This is a genomic window from Cohnella sp. GCM10020058 (assembly GCF_042683485.1).
Classification (GTDB): domain Bacteria; phylum Bacillota; class Bacilli; order Paenibacillales; family Paenibacillaceae; genus Cohnella.
Genome location: NZ_JBHUJV010000004.1, coordinates 242610 through 262958 on the forward strand (window position 1 = coordinate 242610; position 20349 = coordinate 262958).

21 protein-coding genes are annotated in these 20349 nt (G+C 57.3%); 16 read left to right on the forward strand and 5 right to left on the reverse strand.

The features are described 5' to 3' along the window. Window positions 1-8 precede the first annotated feature (8 nt). The 8 genes from ACFSR7_RS07420 (at window position 9) to ACFSR7_RS07455 (ending at window position 9210) form a co-directional block, all read left to right on the forward strand. Window positions 9-1655: a type 2 periplasmic-binding domain-containing protein gene (locus tag ACFSR7_RS07420; RefSeq protein WP_378160122.1), complete on the forward strand. Its 1647-nt coding sequence runs from the start codon at window positions 9-11 to the stop codon at window positions 1653-1655. Window positions 1656-1722: 67 nt separating this feature from the next. Continuing rightward, window positions 1723-2688, forward strand: coding sequence for an ABC transporter permease (locus tag ACFSR7_RS07425; RefSeq protein WP_378160123.1), 966 nt, complete (start codon window positions 1723-1725; stop codon window positions 2686-2688). Window positions 2689-2703: 15 nt separating this feature from the next. Beyond that, a complete protein-coding gene (locus ACFSR7_RS07430; RefSeq protein ID WP_378160125.1) occupies window positions 2704-3579 on the forward strand; it encodes a carbohydrate ABC transporter permease in 876 nt (291 codons plus the stop codon). Between the two features lie 838 nt (window positions 3580-4417). Further along, window positions 4418-5545 (forward strand): S1C family serine protease, encoded by a 1128-nt coding sequence (locus ACFSR7_RS07435; RefSeq protein WP_378160126.1) that lies wholly within the window; start codon window positions 4418-4420, stop codon window positions 5543-5545. Between the two features lie 197 nt (window positions 5546-5742). Further along, on the forward strand, window positions 5743-6321 hold the full coding sequence (locus ACFSR7_RS07440; protein ID WP_378160128.1) for a TetR/AcrR family transcriptional regulator: 579 nt from the start codon (window positions 5743-5745) through the stop codon (window positions 6319-6321). 104 nt (window positions 6322-6425) lie between these two features. Next, window positions 6426-7550 (forward strand): NADH-dependent flavin oxidoreductase, encoded by a 1125-nt coding sequence (locus ACFSR7_RS07445; protein ID WP_378160130.1) that lies wholly within the window; start codon window positions 6426-6428, stop codon window positions 7548-7550. 150 nt (window positions 7551-7700) lie between these two features. Further along, window positions 7701-8654 (forward strand): helix-turn-helix transcriptional regulator, encoded by a 954-nt coding sequence (locus tag ACFSR7_RS07450; RefSeq protein WP_378160131.1) that lies wholly within the window; start codon window positions 7701-7703, stop codon window positions 8652-8654. 61 nt (window positions 8655-8715) lie between these two features. Continuing rightward, window positions 8716-9210 (forward strand): GyrI-like domain-containing protein, encoded by a 495-nt coding sequence (locus ACFSR7_RS07455; RefSeq protein ID WP_378160133.1) that lies wholly within the window; start codon window positions 8716-8718, stop codon window positions 9208-9210. A gap of 54 nt (window positions 9211-9264) precedes the next feature. On the opposite strand, the gene ACFSR7_RS07460 is transcribed toward ACFSR7_RS07455, so the two are convergent. The 4 genes from ACFSR7_RS07460 to ACFSR7_RS07475 form a co-directional block, all read right to left on the reverse strand. Then, window positions 9265-10266 carry an ABC transporter substrate-binding protein gene (locus ACFSR7_RS07460; protein ID WP_378160547.1) on the reverse strand — a complete coding sequence of 334 codons (1002 nt, stop codon included), beginning with the start codon at window positions 10264-10266 and terminating at the stop codon, window positions 9265-9267. A 66-nt stretch (window positions 10267-10332) separates the two neighbouring features. Next, window positions 10333-11232 (reverse strand): alpha/beta hydrolase, encoded by a 900-nt coding sequence (locus ACFSR7_RS07465; protein ID WP_378160135.1) that lies wholly within the window; start codon window positions 11230-11232, stop codon window positions 10333-10335. Between the two features lie 150 nt (window positions 11233-11382). After that, window positions 11383-11631: an alpha/beta hydrolase-fold protein gene (locus ACFSR7_RS07470; protein WP_378160137.1), complete on the reverse strand. Its 249-nt coding sequence runs from the start codon at window positions 11629-11631 to the stop codon at window positions 11383-11385. A gap of 74 nt (window positions 11632-11705) precedes the next feature. Beyond that, entirely contained in the window at window positions 11706-12056 is a 351-nt protein-coding gene (locus tag ACFSR7_RS07475; RefSeq protein ID WP_378160139.1) for a helix-turn-helix domain-containing protein, read from the reverse strand. A 126-nt stretch (window positions 12057-12182) separates the two neighbouring features. On the opposite strand from ACFSR7_RS07475, the gene ACFSR7_RS07480 reads away from it, so the two are divergent. After that, window positions 12183-12629: an SHOCT domain-containing protein gene (locus ACFSR7_RS07480; RefSeq protein WP_378160141.1), complete on the forward strand. Its 447-nt coding sequence runs from the start codon at window positions 12183-12185 to the stop codon at window positions 12627-12629. A gap of 134 nt (window positions 12630-12763) precedes the next feature. On the opposite strand, the gene ACFSR7_RS07485 is transcribed toward ACFSR7_RS07480, so the two are convergent. Continuing rightward, window positions 12764-13459, reverse strand: a complete 696-nt coding sequence (locus tag ACFSR7_RS07485) for an HAD family hydrolase (protein ID WP_378160143.1) — start codon at window positions 13457-13459, stop codon at window positions 12764-12766. 202 nt (window positions 13460-13661) lie between these two features. Here ACFSR7_RS07485 and ACFSR7_RS07490 point away from each other — a divergent pair, with 202 nt between their 5' ends. The 7 genes from ACFSR7_RS07490 to ACFSR7_RS07520 all read left to right on the forward strand — a co-directional run bounded on the left by ACFSR7_RS07490 (window position 13662) and on the right by ACFSR7_RS07520 (window position 20277). Next, window positions 13662-14666 carry an ABC transporter substrate-binding protein gene (locus tag ACFSR7_RS07490; protein WP_378160549.1) on the forward strand — a complete coding sequence of 335 codons (1005 nt, stop codon included), beginning with the start codon at window positions 13662-13664 and terminating at the stop codon, window positions 14664-14666. Between the two features lie 110 nt (window positions 14667-14776). After that, the gene (locus tag ACFSR7_RS07495; RefSeq protein WP_378160147.1) at window positions 14777-15700 is read left to right on the forward strand and encodes an ABC transporter substrate-binding protein; all 924 of its coding nucleotides are present in this window, start codon (window positions 14777-14779) and stop codon (window positions 15698-15700) included. Next, a complete protein-coding gene (locus ACFSR7_RS07500) occupies window positions 15697-16908 on the forward strand; it encodes a phosphotransferase enzyme family protein (RefSeq protein WP_378160149.1) in 1212 nt (403 codons plus the stop codon). The genes ACFSR7_RS07495 and ACFSR7_RS07500 overlap by 4 nt, the downstream gene beginning before the upstream one ends. A 91-nt stretch (window positions 16909-16999) precedes the next feature. Beyond that, a complete protein-coding gene (locus ACFSR7_RS07505; protein ID WP_378160151.1) occupies window positions 17000-17758 on the forward strand; it encodes an ABC transporter permease in 759 nt (252 codons plus the stop codon). Next, window positions 17758-18519, forward strand: a complete 762-nt coding sequence (locus tag ACFSR7_RS07510) for an ABC transporter ATP-binding protein (RefSeq protein ID WP_378160153.1) — start codon at window positions 17758-17760, stop codon at window positions 18517-18519. Before ACFSR7_RS07505 ends, ACFSR7_RS07510 begins: the two co-directional genes overlap by 1 nt. Window positions 18520-18583: 64 nt before the next feature. Continuing rightward, window positions 18584-19423 carry a MerR family transcriptional regulator gene (locus ACFSR7_RS07515; protein ID WP_378160155.1) on the forward strand — a complete coding sequence of 280 codons (840 nt, stop codon included), beginning with the start codon at window positions 18584-18586 and terminating at the stop codon, window positions 19421-19423. Between the two features lie 2 nt (window positions 19424-19425). Continuing rightward, window positions 19426-20277 (forward strand): sulfurtransferase, encoded by an 852-nt coding sequence (locus ACFSR7_RS07520; protein ID WP_378160157.1) that lies wholly within the window; start codon window positions 19426-19428, stop codon window positions 20275-20277. The last annotated feature ends 72 nt before the right edge of the window (window positions 20278-20349 follow it).

Genomic DNA, 20349 nt, shown 5'->3' on the forward strand with positions numbered 1-20349 from the left:
TTCATGGAATGAAGAATGTTCTGAAAGTGCTTACAACGTCAATAGCAGCAGCTTCCTTGATGACGGCGTTATTGACCGGGTGCAACGGAAAGGATGCTTCCTCTTCAGCTTCGACGGCGGCCGCGGCCACGGGGACGACGGCAGCGTCCAAAGGAGCCGAGCCAGCCAAAGAAGTCGGATTCCCGAAAACGCTTACGTACTGGGTCTCGCTCAACCCGAACGTGGCCGCCACCATGAAAAACTATAATGAAATCGCCGCATACAAGGAAATGGAAAAGATTACGGGTACGAAGGTGGACTTCCAGCATCCGCCGGTCGGCCAGGAGTTGGACCAGTTCAACCTGATGCTGGCCTCGGGCAAGCTGCCGGACGTGATCGAATTCGGTTGGGCCGGCGCGGCCAAAGGACCGGACAGCTTGATCAAGGACAAACAAATCCTCAGACTCAACGAATTGATCGAACAGAACGCGCCGAATCTGTCCAAGGTGCTGGAAGAGAATCCGGATTTTCGCAAGCTGATCACAACGGACGAAGGCAATATCTACGTGATGCCGTTTCTGCTTGGGGATCCCGTCCTCGCCGTCGTGAACGGTCCGGTGCTCCGCAAGGACTGGCTGGATAAGCTGGGCCTTGCGGTGCCGAAGACGCTGGCGGAATGGGAGACGGTCCTCACGGCCTTCCGCGACAAAGACCCGAACGGCAACGGCCAGAAGGACGAAATTCCTTATTTGTTCTCGATCGCGGATATGGACTTCAACCATCTGTTCGTAGGGGCGTGGGGCATCGGCTCCGACTTCTATAACGACAACGGCACGATCAAGTACGGCCCGATCGAGCCGCAGTTCAAAGAATTCCTGGCGACCATGGCCAAGTGGTACAAGGAAGGCCTGATCGATCAGGATTATGCCACGACCGATGGCAAGCTGAAGGACGCGAAGGTCACGAACAACCAGCTCGGCGCGCTGTCCGCGTACCCCGGCAGCGGCATCTCCCGCTATACCTCCCTTACCCAGGCCAACACGCCGGGCTTCCAGCTCGTCGGCGCGCCTTATCCGGGGCTGCAAGCGGGCGATAAAGTGCTGGGCCAATATACGATGCCGTTTACGGGCATCGGCGCTGCGATCACGACCTCGGCGAAGAATCCGGCGGAGATCGTCAAGTGGCTCGACTACAAATACGGCGAGGAAGGCCACATGTTGTTCAACTTCGGCATCGAAGGCGAGAGCTACAAGATGGACAACGGCTATCCAAAATACACGGATCTCATCATGAACAACCCGGATAAGCTGCCGGTCACGCAGGCGATTTCCAAGTACTTCCTCGCGAGCTTCAGCGGTCCGTTCGTGCAGGATAAGCGCTACATCGAGCAGTACTTCACGATGCCCGAGCAGCGCGAGGCGCAGCAGGCCTGGGCGCAGGCGGACCACAGCAAGGAGATGCCGCTCATCACCCTGACGGCGGACGAGAGCTCCAAGACGTCCTCGATCATGAACGACGTCAAGACGTACCGGGACGAGATGATCAACAAGTTCATCATGGGCACCGAGCCGATCGATAAATTCGACAAGTTCGTCGACACGATCAAGAGCATGGGCATCGACGAGGCGATCAAGGTACGTCAGGCGGCGCTCGATCGCTTCAATCAACGGAAATAGCAGTCGACCGAAAAATGGGGAGGGGGAAGGTCTGCCCTCTCCCTGATATCGAAAGGAGGGCATGCGAATGTCCCTTATGCTTAAGCAGCGGTCCGGCGCGACGAAGCCGACGGTCAAAAAGGACGGCTGGCAATACGGCACCCTTCGCGATCTCAGAATCAACAAATATATTTACATCATGCTTGTCCCGGTTATCGCTTATTACGTTCTGTTCTACTATGTGCCCATGTACGGCCTTCAGATCGCGTTTAAGGATTATTCCCCCGGCCTTGGCATGTGGGGCAGCGATTGGGTCGGCTTTCGGTATTTTCACGACTTTTTCAACAGCTACTACTTCTGGAGACTGCTTCGCAATACGCTGCTGCTCAGCTTCTACGAGCTGCTGTTCGGCTTTCCGGCTTCGATCATTCTCGCGCTTCTGCTGAACGAGCTCCGCAGCGCCCGGATGAAGCGATTCGTGCAGACGGTTACGTATATGCCTCACTTCATCTCCCTTGTCGTCGTAGCCGGGATGCTGGTGGACTTTCTGGCGAGGGACGGCCTCATCAACAACGTGCTGGCGTGGTTCGGCGCGGAGCCGGTCGCCTTCCTGCGCGAGAGCGGCTGGTTCCGTACGATCTTCATCTCCTCGAACGTCTGGCAGAGCGTAGGCTGGGGCTCCATCATCTATCTGTCCGCGATGTCCGGCATCGACCCGTCTCTGTACGAGGCTTCGCGCGTTGACGGCGCCAGCCGCTGGCGGCAGGCGCTGAGCGTCACGCTGCCGGGAATCATGCCGACGGTCGTCATCCTGCTGATCCTCCAGATCGGGCACTGCATGAGCGTAGGCACGGATAAGATCCTGCTGCTGTACAACAGCTCCACCTACGAGACGGCTGACGTCATCGGCACTTTCGTGTACCGGAAGGGCATCCTGGAATCCAACTTCAGCTACAGCTCCGCCGTGGGCTTGTTTAACGCGCTCATCAATTTTACGCTGCTCGTGCTGGCCAATGCCATCAGCCGCCGGACCAGCGAAAACAAGCTTTGGTAAGGAGGTGCGGCTCTCATGAAACGCAGCTTTGGAGAACGCCTATTCGACGGCTCGAACGTCGTGCTCATGCTTTTGCTTTCCGCGGTTACTCTCTACCCGTTTCTATACGTGCTGATCGCCTCGATCAGCGACCCTGCATGGGTAGTGAAGATGCGCGGCCTGATCTGGTACCCGCACGGCATTTCGCTGGAATCGTATAAGCTCGTATTCGACAATCCCGCGATCTTGACTGGCTACGGGAACACCCTGCTCTACGTCGTCGCCGGCACCGCGCTCAACATTCTTATGACGTCGCTCGGGGCGTATGCGCTCTCGAGACAAAGCGTGAAGTGGAAAAACCCGGTCATGTTCATGATCGTGTTCACGATGTTTTTTAACGGCGGCCTGATCCCAACGTACCTGCTCATCAACAACCTCGGCATGCTCGACAGCCGCTGGGCGCTCATTATCCCGAGCGCGATGAGCGCCTATAACCTGATCATCATGCGGACGGCCTTCCAGAGCGTGCCGGTCAGCCTGGAGGAATCGGCGAAGCTGGACGGGGCGAACGATTTTACCGTCCTGTTCCGCATCATATTGCCGCTGTCCATGCCGGTCGTAGCGGTCATGATCCTGTTCTACGGCGTCAGTCACTGGAACAGCTGGTTCACCGCGCTGATCTACTTGCGCACCCGGGAGCTGTACCCGCTGCAGCTCATCCTGCGGGAGATCCTCATCACGAACAGCACGGATTCGATGATGACCGGGGTGGGCGGCGCCGACAAGATGCCGATCGGGGAGACGATCAAATACGCCGCGATCATCGTGGCGACGGTGCCGATTCTGCTTCTGTATCCGTTTCTGCAAAAATACTTTGTCAAAGGCGTGATGATCGGAGCGGTCAAGGGGTAGCCGGGTAGCTCCGGATCATCGGGTGGGAGGCTGTAGTCGCACATACTACAGCTATCTCGTCCCATTACGCTTCTCATTGTAAAAATTAGACCTTCTTGGAGGCGAGCAACGCCAAAAAAATATGCTCCATGATTGCGGGGAGTTCCTAGTGGTGAGAATTAGGAAAACGGGTTCGGTTGGTCAGCGTGGCTTGCCCGGGAGGATGAATGTGATGCTTGATCGACCCAGTTGTAGTAAGAAACTTCAATAAGTCCGCCGCTCAATTCCTCCGTGACCAAAAGCCGCGAGCCATCCTTGAAGATGAATGAATGGCGTGTGACTCGCATGCTTGTTAATATCCCCGTCCCCATCACGTGAATCTAGAAGAACGGCGTCGAAATCCTTCTCGAGTTGAATAATGTTGGAGGGGAAACGCATTACCAGTCCCCCCGCTTTTCTATGAATCTAAGTGGCTACGCTGACTCCAAAAAAACGGGCTGCTTCGCCTGTCGTGAACGTCCGGAAAGAAGCGGGAGCGGAGTCGACGCCGAGCGTGACCATGTAGAGAAGGGCGCGCTGGAGCGCTTGCGGTGTATTGCCCGTCGTCAATAACTGCTCGATGGATTGGAGTACGTCCGTCGTGTTTTTTGGGGACGAGCGCTCGATATAATTAGCCGGCGCTTTGACGAGAAGCGTCGCTTTTTCAGAATTCTCTAATTGTAGATACGCCGCAAAGTCTACCTTCCGAGGCGACTTGGCCACGTAATCTTTCAGGAACCTTTTAGGCTCATTTAAGCTCAGATTTAGGTTGGAGGTCCAAGATAGAGTCATAGCCAGCAAGCATGGGAGGATGACTCTAATGAACGAACATAACGAGAAGAACCATGAAATGAGTAACCATAACGAGCCTGTTTCGATCTATAGCTACGATTCTTCTACACGAGTAGAATCGTTGCGCACCTTTTACGAGGAAGAGTTGAACGCAGCGGCAGAAGAACAAGCAGCTACCGAAAACAGTGGCGGTCACGGAGGCCGCGGCAATCGGCGCGGGGATCGCCCTAAGGGATTCTCGCCCAAGTCGATCTTCGCCTCATTCCTGGTCGGCGCCCTGGTCGTCGGCGGATTGAGCGTTATGTCGGATCGGATGAACCTGTTCAGCGGAGGCACCTCCGCCGTGGTCGAGTCGGCAGCGGCAGGCAGCTCATACTCGGACGCAGCCGGACTTACGACGGCATCGGTCTCTGCTTCCTCGAGCGTGGACGAGAAGATCTCTACCGTGTTCGACCAGGCGAATCCCGCAGTCGTGGAGATCGAGAATTACGGCGTCGAGAGCCAATCGTCGGCAAACGGCCTTTTCGGCGGACGCGGCGGCGGCCGGACGGATCCGCGCGGGCAATCGATGCAGTCGCAGCAGAGCAGCGAGCCCGAGCTGATGGGCACGGGGACCGGTTTCTTTTTTAACGAGGATGGCTACATCTTGACGAACGAACACGTCATTGCAGACGCGACGGAGCTGAAGGTTACCGTCCCCGGATACGACGAGCCCCTCACGGCAAAGGTCGTCAATTCGAACGAGGATCTCGATCTGGCCGTAATCAAGGTCGAAAGCCCGGACGGCAAGAAGTTCCCGGCCCTGGCGATCGGCGATTCGGATCAAGCCAACATCGGAGACTGGGTAATCGCGATCGGCAACCCTTACGGTCTGGATCACACGATGACCGTCGGCGTGCTCAGCGCCAAGGAACGCCCGATTACGATCGCCGAAGAAGATGGCACCGAGCATCAATACAAGCATCTGCTGCAGACCGACGCCTCGATTAACCCTGGCAACTCGGGCGGCCCGCTTCTGAACGATAAGGGCGAGGTCATCGGCGTGAACACGGCGGTGAACGCAGAAGCTCAAGGCATCGGCTTTGCGATTCCGGCCTCGGTCATTCAGGATGCGCTGACCGATCTGATGGCGGGGACGGCGGCGACGAGCTTGTAACATGAATGATCATGAATGATAAGGGAATGCTATTTATACAGAAATCGAGGGCCGAGCGTTCACGCGATGTGAACGTCCGGCCCTTATTTTTTCGTACCTGACTTCGAGCTTAAGCAACTGAATGGAGAATAATTCGACAACATTATGGACTTATCGGTCCGTAATGTTGTATACTGCTATTCAGGTGGTGAAGCAAAGTGGCCAGGCCGCGTAATTTCAATGAGGAAGATGTGCTAAGGAAGGCGATGACGCTTTTTTGGTCAAAGGGCTTTGAGCCAACTTCGCTTAATGATTTGCTTCAGGCGACGGGTCTTAGCAAGAGCAGCCTGTACGAGACATTCGGCAGCAAGCACGAGCTTTTTCTCCGGGCGTTCGAATTGTACAAAAAGGACCGTATGGATGGGTTCTCCGCGTGCTTGAGCCAGCCCGATGCTTATCAGGCGATCTCGACCGCATTTCAGACGGTACTGGACGGCAAGGGAAACCAAATGGGCTGCATGACTGCGAATGAAGCGATTGAATTAGCCCCCCATGACCCCAAGCTTCAGGAGATGGTGGAAAGCGACTTTCATGAAATCGAGCAGGTTTTCCTGGAGGCCATCGAACGTGGCAAACAGAACGGCTCGCTCTGCACCGGAACTGAATCGCGCAAGCTTGCCCGCTTCCTAACGGTATCTCTGCAAGGAATCAATGTGATGATTCGAGCGAAGGCACATCGAGACATTATGGAGGATACCATTTCCGTCATCCTGGAGAAGCTGAACGAACGCGACTAGTTCGTTTTTCTTTTTCACTATTATGGACTAAGTGGTCCTTAATTTTTTTGATTATTATGGACCGATCGGTCTTTAATAAAATACGTACCTAGAGGAGATTAAACATGAGCAATTCGTACGAAACCATATTTTCGTCCTTCCGCTTTCCTTCCGGCGTAACCGTCGACAATCGGATTGCGATGGCCCCGATGACCCTAATGGCAAGTCAAGCTAACGGAGAAGTAACGGAAAATGAACTCGCTTATTATGATCTCCGTTCACAGGGGACCGGCTTGCTTTTCACCTCCAGTGCACTCGTGTCGCAATCCGGCAAGCTGGGCGAGAACGGATTTGGGATCGACGACGACGATCTGCTCCCGGGATTAAAGAAAATGGCATCCGTCATTCGGAAAAATGGAACGAAAGCGTTCGTACAGCTTTTTCATGGCGGCCGACTGAGCACGCCGGTATTGCTGCCGGACGGCCAAGCGCTTAGCGCTAGCGCAGTCGCGGCAGAGCGGGAGGGGGCGGCCGTTCCCAGGGCGATGACCGAAGCGGAAATTGAAACGGTCATCGATGATTTTGCGCAGGCCGCTCGCAGGGCGATCGAAGCGGGCTTTGACGGAGTCGAGCTGCATGGGGCCAACGGCTTTTTGCTTCAGCAATTTTTCTCCCCCCATTCCAACCGCAGGGAGGACCATTGGGGCGGAACCTTGGAGAAGCGAATGAACTTCCCGCTCGAATTGATAAGACGCGTGAAGGATACCGTTGCCAAGCACGCCGTAACGCCGTTCGCGGTCGGATATCGTATATCTCCGGAAGAGAATGAAAATCCCGGAATTACGATGGCCGACACCCTTCAATTCGTGGAAGTGCTGGCGGAACAAGGCTTGGACTTTATACATGTATCCGTGGATCGCTTCTGGGCTCCGCCAAGGAGAGAAGAGGGCATAGGGAAGTCAAGAATCGTCATGATTCAGGAGCGCGTGGGAGACCGTATCCCTGTCATCGGCGTCGGCGGCTTGTGGACCCCGGAAGATGTTGTTCAAGCGCTCGCGACCGGCATTCCTTTAGTTGGGCTGGGCCGTGCCATGCTGCTGAATCCGGACTGGGTCGAAAAGGTAAGAACCGGACGCCAAGCGGACATCACGACGATGCTCTCGCGCTCTTCGCAAAAGACGTTGAGAATTCCCGATGTCATGTGGGGGATGATTACCAGTGTTCCGGGGTGGTTTAACGTCGTTGATTAATGAAAGGTGAGTATGCGACCTGGCGCAGCCTTTTTTGGGCGCTCGTGCATCAGCTTGGCAAGTAAGATTGGAAGTCCATGCAAGGATTATTAAGCGTGGGGTAGAAATAGTAGAAAGCCAAGAAGATCGCGCGCGTCAGGAGTGCATGCAGTGAAGCTGGAACGATTATTATCCATTATTGTCCTGCTCATGAATCGTCGTATCGTGCAAGCCAAGGAGCTCGCGGAGCGCTTCGAGGTGTCCGTTCGGACGATCTATCGGGATGTGGAAGCGATCCACGCAGCCGGCATTCCCGTCATTACTTACCAGGGAACGAACGGCGGCATCGGATTGACGGAAGGCTATCGTTTGGACCGCAACGTGATGACCAATGACGAGCTTGCCTCCCTCGTTACCGCGCTCAAAAGCATCTCGACCTCATACGGCAGCGAACGGCATCTCCTGCTCATGGAGAAAATCAATAGCGTCGTCCCGCCCGAGCGCGCCGAGGAATTTCACCATAAGACGAGCAGCGTGCGGATCGATTATGCGCCTTGGGACGGCAACGAGAGACTGCAGCCCAAATTGCGGCTGTTAAAGGAAGCGATAGATCGCTGCCTTGTCGTGGGACTCCTCTATTCCAACGCTGAGGGCGAGCTGTCGCATCGGCAGATCGAGCCGCATACGCTCGTTATGAAGGGACGACAGTGGTATCTGCAAGCTTACTGTCTGGATAAGGAGCAGTTCCGGCTGTTCAAGCTGCACAGAATGAAGGATCTGGCGTTCTCCTCTGGGCAGACATTCGCCCGCCGGGAGCTGCCTACGCAGGCCGCCAATACTAGCGGAAGTCCGTGCGAGCAGTCTCAGTCGGAAGAGATCGTCCTGCGCTTCGATGCCGAAGCCCGTCATCTGGCGGAGGAATGGTTCGGCATCGAGGCGCTCTTGCCGGTGGCCGACGGCAGGTGTCAGGTGAAGAAGGCGTATCCGGAAGACGAATGGCTGTATCGTTTTATTCTGGGCATGGGACATCACGTAGAGGTGATGGAGCCTCCCCACCTGCGGGAGATCATCGCCAGCCGTGCAGCGCATATCGCAGAAAAATATAAAAGCCGAAAGCCAACCTGACAGAATGCTGTCAGGTTGGTTCGATTATACTGGGCGTATTCAGATAAAGGAGTGATCGCCCATGTACTTAGAGCCTGTTCGCATTGAAGAACGACCTTCCTTCCTATTGGCCGGGATCAGCACCGTCACCACAAACGCAGCGGAATTAAGCGGCGCAGGAAAGCTAGGAAAGCTGTATGAACAATTCTACGCGGATCAGATTAAAGCTGGATTGGGCGCTTATATTCAATCTCCAGGCTTTTATAGTTGCTATTTCAATTATGAGCAGGATCATCTCGGATGCTATGAAGTCATGCTTGGCGTGCACGTAGGGGAGAATCCGCAGGATCTCCCCATGGAATCCGTTAAAACCTTTTTGGTGCCGGCTTCAAGATACGCCGTATTCGTCACGGATAGAGGGCCGATCGTAGAGGTGGTGCAGCGGTCATGGGCAGGCATCTGGCAGTGGTCGCAGCAAGCCGGCAACGAGCGGACGTTTACGGGCGATTTTGAGTATTATGGCGAGCATGTGAAGCCGGATGACGGACAGGTGGAAATTTATATCGCGATACGTTAACGCTTCGGCATGGATCGCTTCCGGCAGGGCGAATATCTTAAGCTGCATGCAGCCTTACGGCAGCAGCGCCTCGGTCACGTCCTTCAATACGGCCAGATTGGCCATGTAGGCGGAATTGATCCAGTGGCCGGAGGAAACGTAGTGGACGCGATCGCTTTTGACGGCGGGCAGCGTCTTCCACAGCGGAATGTCTTCCAGCATTTTGCGAACTTGTTCCTCGGTCTGGCCTTCCGGGATAATGATAAACAGCTCGTCTGCATCCAGGTCCGGCAGCTTCTCGAACGTAAGCGAGCCGAAGTTGTCAGGCGTCCCGTTCGCAAGCTCGTGCGGCTTCAAGCCAAGTTCGCCGTAGACCAGCTTGCCGGATAGAAAGTCGCTTCCTACCAGGTAAAACTCCTTCTCCGAAGGCCATACGATCGCAACCGTCTTTCCTTCGGTCGCCTTGGCCAATCGCGCTTTTGCCTCGGCGATCTTGGCATCGTATTCGGTCAGCTTCTGCTCCGCTACGTCCTGTTTGCCCAGAAGCTCGGCGACTTTGCCCAGTTGTTCTCTCCAGCCCGTCGCATCTCCATTGAACAAATAAGTCGGCGCAACCTTGGCGATCGTCTCGTAGCTCTCGACCGGGAGGAAGTGCGAGCTGATCATGATAAGATCGGGCGTGAAGCCAAGCGCGGCTTCGGGAGAGAGGCCGTTCATCAGGTCGATCGTCGGTAGGCCGGCCAGCCACGGCTCAAGATGCTCCTGCACCGTGCCGCTCGCGGAATACTTGGCCACAGGCGTCACGCCCAGCGTCACCAGCGCGTCTTCCATGTAAGGCGCAAGAATGCGCACCGGCGTGGACGCTAATTTCACCTCATGGCCGTAGTCGTCCGTAAAGCTGGTCGCGACCGGCGATGGCGAGGCGACGGCGGACGGAGATGCGGAAGCCGAAGCGGATGCGGATGGCGATGCGGCTGAAGAAGCCGACGGCGAGGCTTCGTTTGCGTCGTTGGCATTGCCGCATGCGCTTAGCAGCCATACGGCGCAGATCGTCAAGTAAAGCGCATATTTACGCATCAAAAATAGTATAGCGAAAGAACCCGTTCTCTGAACATAGACAATTACCAAGCAAGAAGTGGACAATTACCTAAACAAGTACTTGAATACTTTACTGATCATCGGATGAACGACCGACAGATGCTCTTCTCCCTCAATGCGCATATAGGCGAGATCTAGCCCTTGATCCCCAAATGGCTTCATTAATCTCTGATAGAGCTGCGAGGCGTCTTCGATCATCGAGTGATCCTCTTCCGACCCGACCGCAATCAGGAGCTCTGCACGGACGGTCCCCCGAGCCAGCATTTCCTCGAATGCCGGAAGCTTGCGCAGCAGCGCATGGTCGTTCCACCAAATCGAAGGACTGCCCGCGATAAACGTACGAAACGGCGAAGGCCGGTCGAACAGCGCGTACAGCGTGAAGAAACCGCCAAGCGAGTGACCGAACAGCGACTGCCGGGAGACGTCGACCGGATAACGGCGCTGGATTTGCGGTATTAGCTCCTCCTCCAAAAAGGCCAGGAACGCGTCCGCCCCGACTGTCGGCGGCCATGGCATTCCGTCGGAACGTACATCCGATGCCGGTACTTCGACGGTAAAATCGTACATTCTGCGCCCGTATACGAAGGGCTCCTCCGTATCGTAGCCGATGCCGACGATCATGCCCGGGGCGATGCCGTTGGGATTCCAGGAATGCATGCGCATCGCTTCGGCCATCGAACCGAAAAGCGCGTTGCCGTCCAGCGCGTAGAGCACCGGGTAGCCTTCCGTCGGAGCCGGTCTCATCGGGAACGAGACGAAGATCCGATAGCTGAGCCCCGAGCGTTCCGACCGCAGCGAGAACGTCTCCGTGCCAGGAACCTCATAACGCGCAGAAGCGATCGTACCTTTTTCCGCCCCATGCCGTGCTTGCTGCTCCGGCGGCCGCTCCGCGTCCTTTCCGTAGAACCACGTCAGCGCTTTGGGAAATTGCTTCGCGATGAACATCGCATCGTGCGTGCCTTCCTCCTCCAGCTCAAAAGCGAGCCTGTCACCGCCAATGCCTTGTCCGCGCCACAGCTTGCGAAGCTCAAGCGCCCGCCTCGCCGTGCTCCTGTGCGCATCGCCTTCCTGCGCGCCGACGGAGAGTTCATCGGCTTAAGCGCGGCCTTCTCCGAAAGGCATGTATTCCTCGCGTCCGTCGGACGCCTCGATGCCGGCCAGGATCAGCTGGGGCAGCCATCCTTCCAGATATAAGCGGTACACATGGTTGACGCACTGCTTGATGAGTTCGCCGCCTTCGTACACATAGACGACCGGGTAACGTTTGTTCGAGGTGAGATAAGACGGAGGCAAATAGACGTCGACTCCCCGTCCTCCGATGTTAATTTGTTCCATTCTTGTCATTGAGCGCCGCGCTCCTTGCCCTTGCGTGATTGCAACCATTATAGATGCGCGGGACGTTCCGGCTAAATAGACAATTAACGAAACAGAAGTGGACGATTGCCCAATCGATTGCGGTATTCGCCCGGCGAGCAGCCTTCGTACTTCTTGAACAGTCGGCTGAAATAATGCGTATCCGCATAACCGACGCTCTCCGCAACCTGGAAAATGGCGCAATCGCTCGCAGCGAGCAGCTGCTTGGCGCGATCCAGCCGATGCCGGATGAGATAATCGATCGGGAAGCTTCCCGTATACTTGCTGAATAAATAGGAGAAGCGTTTGGCTTTTATGCCGCATCGTTCTGCCAACGATTCGACGGTGTGGTTCTCCATGTAGAACCTTTGCATATAGGAAATGATGGCGTCGATCTCGCTGCGGTTCGCCTGCACGCTCCCGCCTCGCGCCGCGGACAACGTATCGTGGAGAGGATGAAGGCGAAAATACATTAATACAAATTTTGTAGAACGATATCTTTATTTGAGATATAATGGAAAAAAACAACTTGAGGTGTCGAAATGATACACAAAATAAGCGGCGGTACTTCATCATTGGAGCTATATGAGGATTACCTAATTATTCAACCGAGTAATATTCAAAGGCTAAATGGACAGACGCAAACGATTCCCCTTGAATCTGTTGTAACGATCAGCATCGTCAAGCCGTTTTTAAAAGTTCCCTATTTACAGGTTATCACTCCAAACTTGCAACAAACAAAGAAGGACAATTTAAAGGGCGCTGCTGCAAACGTGGTATTGATACAACCCGGAAACATGAAAACTGCCGAGAAGATTAGAGATTATATTACCAATTACAAAACCAATAGATCTCTTCGCAGTTCTTCTCAACCTCCACAACCATCTCATTCAATTCAAGACTTGAGAGCACTCTCGGAACTCAAAGATGCCGGAATTATAACGCAGGAAGAGTTTGATGCTAAAAAGAAACAAATATTGGGGTTGTAATTGGGAGTTCCGAGATCAGTTATAATGGGATGTCAGAAGCCTTCTAAATTAAGAAGGTTTCTGACTCTAAATTTCTAGCTCTTCAAAATATGTTAAGAAATAATGTTGGGATAGGGGCAGTGAAAAGTCGGAACCTATCTAGTAGCATCAGTCAACAAGTGTTTCTCCATTGTTTCCAGATTCCAATCCTTCTCCCCAAACCGTAAAGCCCTTGCTCCCATGCGCAGAGCCAGCCTTCCTTCTCCCACAATAACCGCAACCCGACCATGATCCAACAACGGAACATCCGCAACCGCATCGCCCATGCTAAGCACATGAACGGCGCCAGGCGCCTGGAATGTCGGCAACTGCAGCACGCGAGCCTTGTCCACCCCATAGTTGCACGCGACTTTTCCGGTCAGCGTACCGTCCCGCTCCTCGAGCTCAAACCCGAACAGTCCGCTAAATCCAAACCGCTCCGCATAAGCTCTCAGCACCTCGGCGGGCGCGCCGCTGACGAGATAAACTTCGATCTGATAGCGGCGCAGCAGCGTGAACAGAGGCTCAGCTTCGTCGAATAAGTGCCGCGCATTTTCGGATACAAAAGAAGCGACACCCGCGCGATAGGCCTCAAGCGAACAACCCGCCAGCGCCTCGGCGAACGTCTCGCACGTCTGGAGCGTATAGTCTGCGTAAGAGATTTCCTGCAGGCGGTACGCCTCTTTAATCCGTTCAAGAATCGGATGAATGCCGTACGCGACAATTCCCTTTTCGACAAGATGATCCGTTAATCCATATATGGTGTAGCCCCGGTGAATTGTATTGTCCCAATCGAGTAACGCATAACGCACGGCCGCTCAAGCCTCCCCATTTAACCTGCATGAACGCTTGCCGAAATGCACGCTCCCCATGCTATCCCTGCTATTTTCGCATACTCGCCAAGGAAATACTTGACCCTCCAGCTGACTGGAGGGTTATTATTTTCTCTAAACCAGTGTAATTCAATCGGAATTACAAAATTAAATGAGGCCACGCAGGAGAGGGAAGATGAAGATGGCGGCTAAAACGATAAAAATATTGGCGATCGCAGGATTGGCGGCGGGGCTGCTGGCAGGCTGCGGAAGCGACAAGAATGAGGCAGGCGGCACGAAGGCGGAGGCGGTCAAGGTCATTTTGGATTGGACGCCTAACACGAACCACACGGGGCTGTACGTCGCTCTGGAAAAGGGCTACTACAGCGCGGAAGGGCTGGACGTCGACATCGTGCAGCCGTCGGAAGGCACGACCGCGACGCTGATCGCCGCCGGTAAGGGCGACTTCGGCGTGAGCTATCAGGAGGACGTGACGTACGCGCTCACGAGCAAGGATCCGCTGCCGATCAAGGCGGTCGCCACGCTGATCCAGCACAACACGTCGGGCTTCGCCTCCCCCAAGGACAAGAACATTACGAGTCCGAAGGACTTCGAAGGCAAGGTGTACGGCGGCTGGGGCTCTCCCTCCGAGGAAGCGGTGCTGCAGGCGGTCATGGAGAAGAACGGCGCCGATTACGGCAAGCTGAAGCGGGTCGACATCGGCAGCGACGATTTCTTCGCGGCGACGAGCAAGAACGTGGACTTTGCCTGGATCTTCGAGGGCTGGACGGGGATCGAAGCGAAAAACCGGGGCGTCGAAATCAACTATATCGCGGCCAAGGATCTGGACCCTGCGCTCGACTACTACACGCCGATCCTGATCGCGGGCACCAAGACGCTGAAGAATGACCCGGACAAGGTACGGAAGTTCCTGAAGGCGACGGAAGAAGGCTACCAATACGCGATCGCACATCCGGAGGAGAGTGCGGAGCTGCTGCTCAAGCACGCGCCGGAGATCGACAAGACGCTCGCGGTGGAGAGTCAGAAGTATCTGGCGACGCAGTACATCGCCGATGCGCCGGCTTGGGGGCAGATGAAAGAGCAAGTTTGGAACGCCTACGCGCAATTTCTGAAGGAGAAGGGCCTGATCGACAAGGACCTGGTCGCGACGGACGTCTTTACGAACGAGTTTCTGCCTAAGGCGTGACGAGGACGGGGTACACGGCAAGGCAAGGCCAGGTAAGGCAAGATAAGGCAAGGCGGGATCCTGCTAGGGAACCGGGGATAGACCATTTTATAAAAAAGGAAGTCGGCCTCATGAGAAACTTGAAGGTTATGCTGGAATACTTCTACCCTTGGACAAATTCGGCCGGGTTCTATTATGCGAGAGAGCAGGGCTGGTATCGCGAGGCAGGGCTCGACGTCGAATTCACCGTGTACGACCCCGGGCGGGGAGACACGCTGGCTTATCTGGCGCGGGGAGAGGCGGACTTCGGCATTTTTCCCAGCAACCGGCTGCTCGTGCAGCGGGAAAAACAGCAGGTGGTGGTCGGCGTCGCGGCGATCAATCATCGCGGGATGGAGACGGTGCAGACGGTGCGGAGCACGGGCATTCGCAGGCCGGCCGATCTGGCCGGCAAGCGCGTGGCGATGAATCCGACGCCGCGGGGGCTCGCGATGATCCGTCAGCTGGTGCGGGCGGACGGCGGCGATCCCGACGCGATCATCGTCGTGGATGCCGGGACCCGGGAGCTGACGCCGGATGCGATCGCCGCGGGCGAAGCGGACGCGACGTTCGGCAGCTACTGGGCGTGGGAAATTCTGATGGATACCGCGGTGCCGGAGTCGGAGCGCATCGTGTGGCCGGTGGACGAGATCGGGGCGCCGCCTTATCACAGTTATTTGCTCGGCACCCAGGAGGCGCTTACGAAGCGGGAGCCGGAGGTGGTCCGCGCGTTTCTGGAGGCGACGGAGCGCGGGTACCTGGCGGTCGCCGCCGATCCGCTTGCGGCTGTGCCGGTGTTCGAGAAGTTCGTCCCTTACTTCCCGAGGCGGCTGTTCGAGCGTTCGCTGCCGCTGATCGCGCCGACCTGGCTGCACGACGGCGCATGGGGGCGCCAGCGGGTCGAGCTGATCGAGCCTTATGCGGCGTGGCTTGCCGAGCATGGCATTCTGCATGACAAAGAGGGCTGGCGAAGCGCTTATACGAACGATTACCTGCCGCAGAGGTCCGCGATATGAGCGAGCGGGCGCAAGCGGCGGCGGGGGCGGCACCGGGTGCAGTGCCAGACGCAGCGGTGCAGGCCCACGGCATGAGCGCGGAGCTGGTCCGGCCGGACTGGGCGCCGATCGCGCTGGAGGAAGCGAACCGGCTGCTCAGCCGGTACGCGGCCGATATCGGCGAGGCGACGGCGCTTGTCTGGCATAGCCCGCGCCCGTTCTCGAGCGCGGCGATCGCCGAGACGTCCGGCGGCGGCCGCCTGTTCGTGAAGCGGCACCACCATTCGGTGCGGGACGTCGAAGGGCTGAACGAGGAGCATCGGTTCATCCGCCACCTGCGGGCGAACGGCATCCCGGTCAGTGTGATCCTCGAGGGACGAGACGGGGCGACCGCCTATGCGATGGACGAGTGGACGTACGAGGTCCATCGGCTCGCGCAGGGGACGGATCTGTACCGGGACGCCGTCTCGTGGAGTCCTTTCCAGCGGGAGGCCCATGCCTATGCGGCCGGGGAAGCGCTGGCCCGCATGCACGTCGCGGCGGCGGGCTTCGATGCGCCGGCGAGACGGGTGCGGCCGCTCGTCTCGAGCTTCTCGATCTTCGCAAGCGCCGCCGCCGATCCGCGCGCCGCGCTGAGGAGTTATATCGCCCGCCGCGAGGCGCTCGCCGGCTATCTGGCGAGCCGTCCGTGGGAGCGGGACTTCGAGGCGACGCTCCTGCCGTTCTATGACCGGCTTGCACCGCATCTGGCCGGTCTGCACCCGCTCTGGACGCACAACGACTGGCATGCGTCGAACCTGCTGTGGCGCGAAGACACGGAAGGGACGGAGGTAGCGTCCATCCTCGACTTCGGGCTTGCGGACCGCACCAACGCGGTCTACGATCTGGCGACTGCGATTGAGCGGGGCACGGTGGATTGGCTCGCGCTTCACGCGGGCAAACAGGACGGCCTGGTCGCATATGCCGACGTGGAAGCGCTGCTCGCCGGCTATGAGTCGGTCCGGCCGCTGAGCGCGACCGAACAGGCGGCGCTGCCCGCGCTGCTGCCGCTTGTGCATGCGGAGTTCGCGCTCTCCGAGATCGACTACTTCGCGGGCATCGTGCGATCCGCGTCCAATGCGGACATGGCATACGATCTGTACTGGCTGGGGCATGCGGCATGGTTCCGGGGCGAGCATGGTCAGGCGCTGCTGGATTATTTAAGGCAGCGGCCGTATCGCGGCGGCTAAGCGACATCGCGACAGGATTGACAGGCACACAAACGCTTGTTAAATTATAAGTAATTCAGTCGGAATTATAAAAATTAAGGCGTGACAACCTATGACTAGACGCATTCGACCGGATCAACGGCTGTACCCGTTCCTCGCCTTGCTGGCCGTCATCGTCCTCTGGCAGCTGATCGTGACGCTGGCGGACGTGCCGATGTATATTCTTCCTTCTCCGCTGGATACCGTGAACGCGCTGATCGACGACTTCAGCGCCATCGCCGGCCATGTCGGCACGACGTTGTACGAAGCCGCGCTCGGCTTCCTGCTCTCCATCGTGCTGGCGTTCGTTCTCGGCATTCTGATGGACAGCTTCGACATCGTCAAGAAGTCGCTCTATCCTATATTGATCGTGTCCCAGACCGTGCCGACGATTGTCATCACGCCCATTCTGATCATCTGGTTCGGCTTCGGCATGCTGCCCAAGGTGCTCGTTATCGTCATGGTGTGCTTTTTCCCCATCTGCATCAGCCTGGTCGACGGCTTCGAAAAGGTAGACCGGGACTACGTGAACCTGTTCCGCGCATACAAGTCGAGCAAGCTCCAGACCTTCCTGCACCTGAAGCTGCCCTACGCGATGGTCAACTTTTTCTCGGGACTCAAGATCGCCGCGACCTACCTGATTATGGCGGCCATCATCGCGGAATGGCAGGGCGGCACGAAGGGCATCGGCGTGTATATGGTGCGGGCCAAGAATGCCTACGCGCTCGATAAGGTGTTCGCCTCCATCCTGGTCATCGTCCTTGTCAGCGTCGTCCTGATTGCCGTCATCAACCGGCTCGGCAACCGGGCAACCCATTGGAGATCGAGGTGATGGCCATGCAGAAGCTGCAAGAGCAACCGGCGGCGGCGAGCCGCGGCGAAGACGTTCTGATCGCGCTGGACCGCGTCGGCAAGCGCTTCGGCGAGGCGGAGGTGCTGCGGGACGTCTCGCTCCGCGTGGGCAGGGGGGAGTTCGTCTCCATTCTCGGGCCGAGCGGCTCGGGCAAGAGTACTCTTTTTAACATGATTACGGGACTGCTCCCGGCCGACCAGGGCGAGATGAAGGTAAGCGGGGAGATCGGCTACATGCAGCAGAAGGACCTGCTGCTCCCGTGGAAGACGGTCATGGACAACATCACGCTGCCGCTTCGGCTGAAAGGAACGAAAAAGAAGGCGGCGCGCGAGCGGGCGGACGCGTTGATCGACCGGGTCGGGCTGCGCGGCTACGAGGACCAATATCCGGGCCAGCTGTCGGGCGGCATGAAGCAGCGGGCGAGCTTTCTGCGTACGTTTCTCGCTTCAGGCGAGATCATGCTGCTGGACGAACCGTTCGGCGCGCTCGACTCCATGACCAAAAGCGGCATGCAGACGTGGCTGCTGGAGGTGCAGGAATCGTTCGGCGCGACGATTCTATTCATCACCCACGATATCGAGGAAGCGATCCTGCTGTCGGACCGGATCTACGTGCTGTCCTCGCGGCCGGGCGTCGTGAAGGAGGAGCTGACCGTCGGCTTCGGACTCGGCGACAAGCGCGAACGGCTGCTCGATCCGGAGCTGCTGCGGATGAAGGAAGCGATCAAGCGGCTGCTCTAGCGTGCGTATGACGGCAACGGACAATCGGCATTTTCGAAAAAAAAGAGCGGAGGGGGGAGCCCACATGGAATGGTATTCGATCGGCGAGGTGTCCAAGCTGTGCCGGATTCCGATCCGCACACTGCGTTACTACGACGACATCGGGCTGCTCAAGCCGGAGCGCATCTCGCCGGACAACAACTACCGCTACTATTCCAAGGAAGGCATGCGGAAGATCCCCCTCATCAAATATTACAAGCAGCTGGGCTTCAAGCTCGAGGATATCGGGAAAATGCTGGAGCGCCAGAACCTCGACGTGCTGGAGGATTACATGGCCAAGGAGCTCCTGATCGTCGAGAAGCAGATGGCCGAGCTGCAGAAGAAGCACTTCGCCATCCAGGAATGGCACCGGCTGCTGAAGCAAGGGGAGTCCTTGCTGGCCGAGCCGCCAAAGGCGCGGGAGATCCAGATCGCGAAGTTTCCGCTCTACCGCACGATGACGTTCCGCTACGAGGTGAAGGATCGGCAGGAGGCGGACATGGAGGTGCTGTACAGCAATCTGTTCGTCGAGCTGTGCAATCGCCACAACCTTTACGCATACGGCCCTTTCATGCTGTACTTCGAGGACATCGGGCAGCGCATCGACCGGACGTTCACGGGCGTCGACTGCTATACAGCGGTCATCGACGACGGGACGAGCGAGGGGCTGACGACCGAAGTCGGCGGCTTCGAGGCGATCAGCATCGTCCATCGCGGCGATTACCGGACGATCGGGCAGACGTACCGCGAGGTGCAGGAGTGGGCGGAGCGGCAGTCGGTGGCGCTGAAGGGGACTTCGTACGAGCGATATATCATCGATCCGTGGAGCACGACGGACAGCGATAACTATGTCACGGAGCTTATTTTGCCGATCGGAGGAGCTTAAACATGTCTAATTTGATCAGCGTCCGTGAGGCTGCGGCCTTGCTTGGCAAACCGAACGTCGTCTTCGCGGACGTGCGGTTCGTGCTCGGCCAGCCGGATGAGGGGCGGCGCGCTTACGGGGAAGGCCACATTCCGGGCGCGGTCTTCTTTGACCTTAACGCGGACTTGTCAGGGCCGAAAGAGCAGCATGGAGGCGGGCATCCGCTGCCGCCGCTTGACGCGTTCGCGCGGAAGCTAGGCGCTGCGGGCATCGGCGAGGAGACGGAAGTCGTCGTGTATGACGACCAGGGTGGCAGCATCGCCGCGAGGCTCTGGTGGACGCTCAAGTATCTCGGCCACGAGCGGGTGCGGCTGCTGGCGGAAGGTTACTCCGGCTGGAGCGACGCCGGCCATCCCGTGACGCGCGAGCTGCCGGCGCCGGTGGCCAGGACGTTCGTTGCCCGCGTGAACGAGGCGCTGCTCGCGGACGTCCGGCAGGTGCATGCGGCGATCGGGCGCGAGGGAGCTGTGCTAATCGACGCGCGCAAGCCCGCTCATTATACGGGCGAGGATACGAGCAAGTACGCCAAGGCGGGGCACATTCCGGGCGCCATCAACCGTTTCTGGGAAGCCGGCTCGCCGGGCGGCGTCTTTCAGGGCGCCGAGGTTCAAAAGGCTCGCTTCGAGGATATTCCAGTGGATGCGGAGATCATCGTCTACTGCGGCGCGGGCGTGACGGCGACGCCGAACGTGCTGGCGCTGACGGAAGCGGGATATCCGAACGTGAAGCTCTACGTCGGGAGCTGGAGCGATTGGGTGTCGTATGGCGATAACCCGATCGCGACGGGGAACGAATTAGTCCCAAAAAACGCATAAAGTATCTAAACAGTAAACGAGCCGTCAAGTAGCCCTAAGGCCTTGACAGCTCGTTTTATATACGCCAGGTAG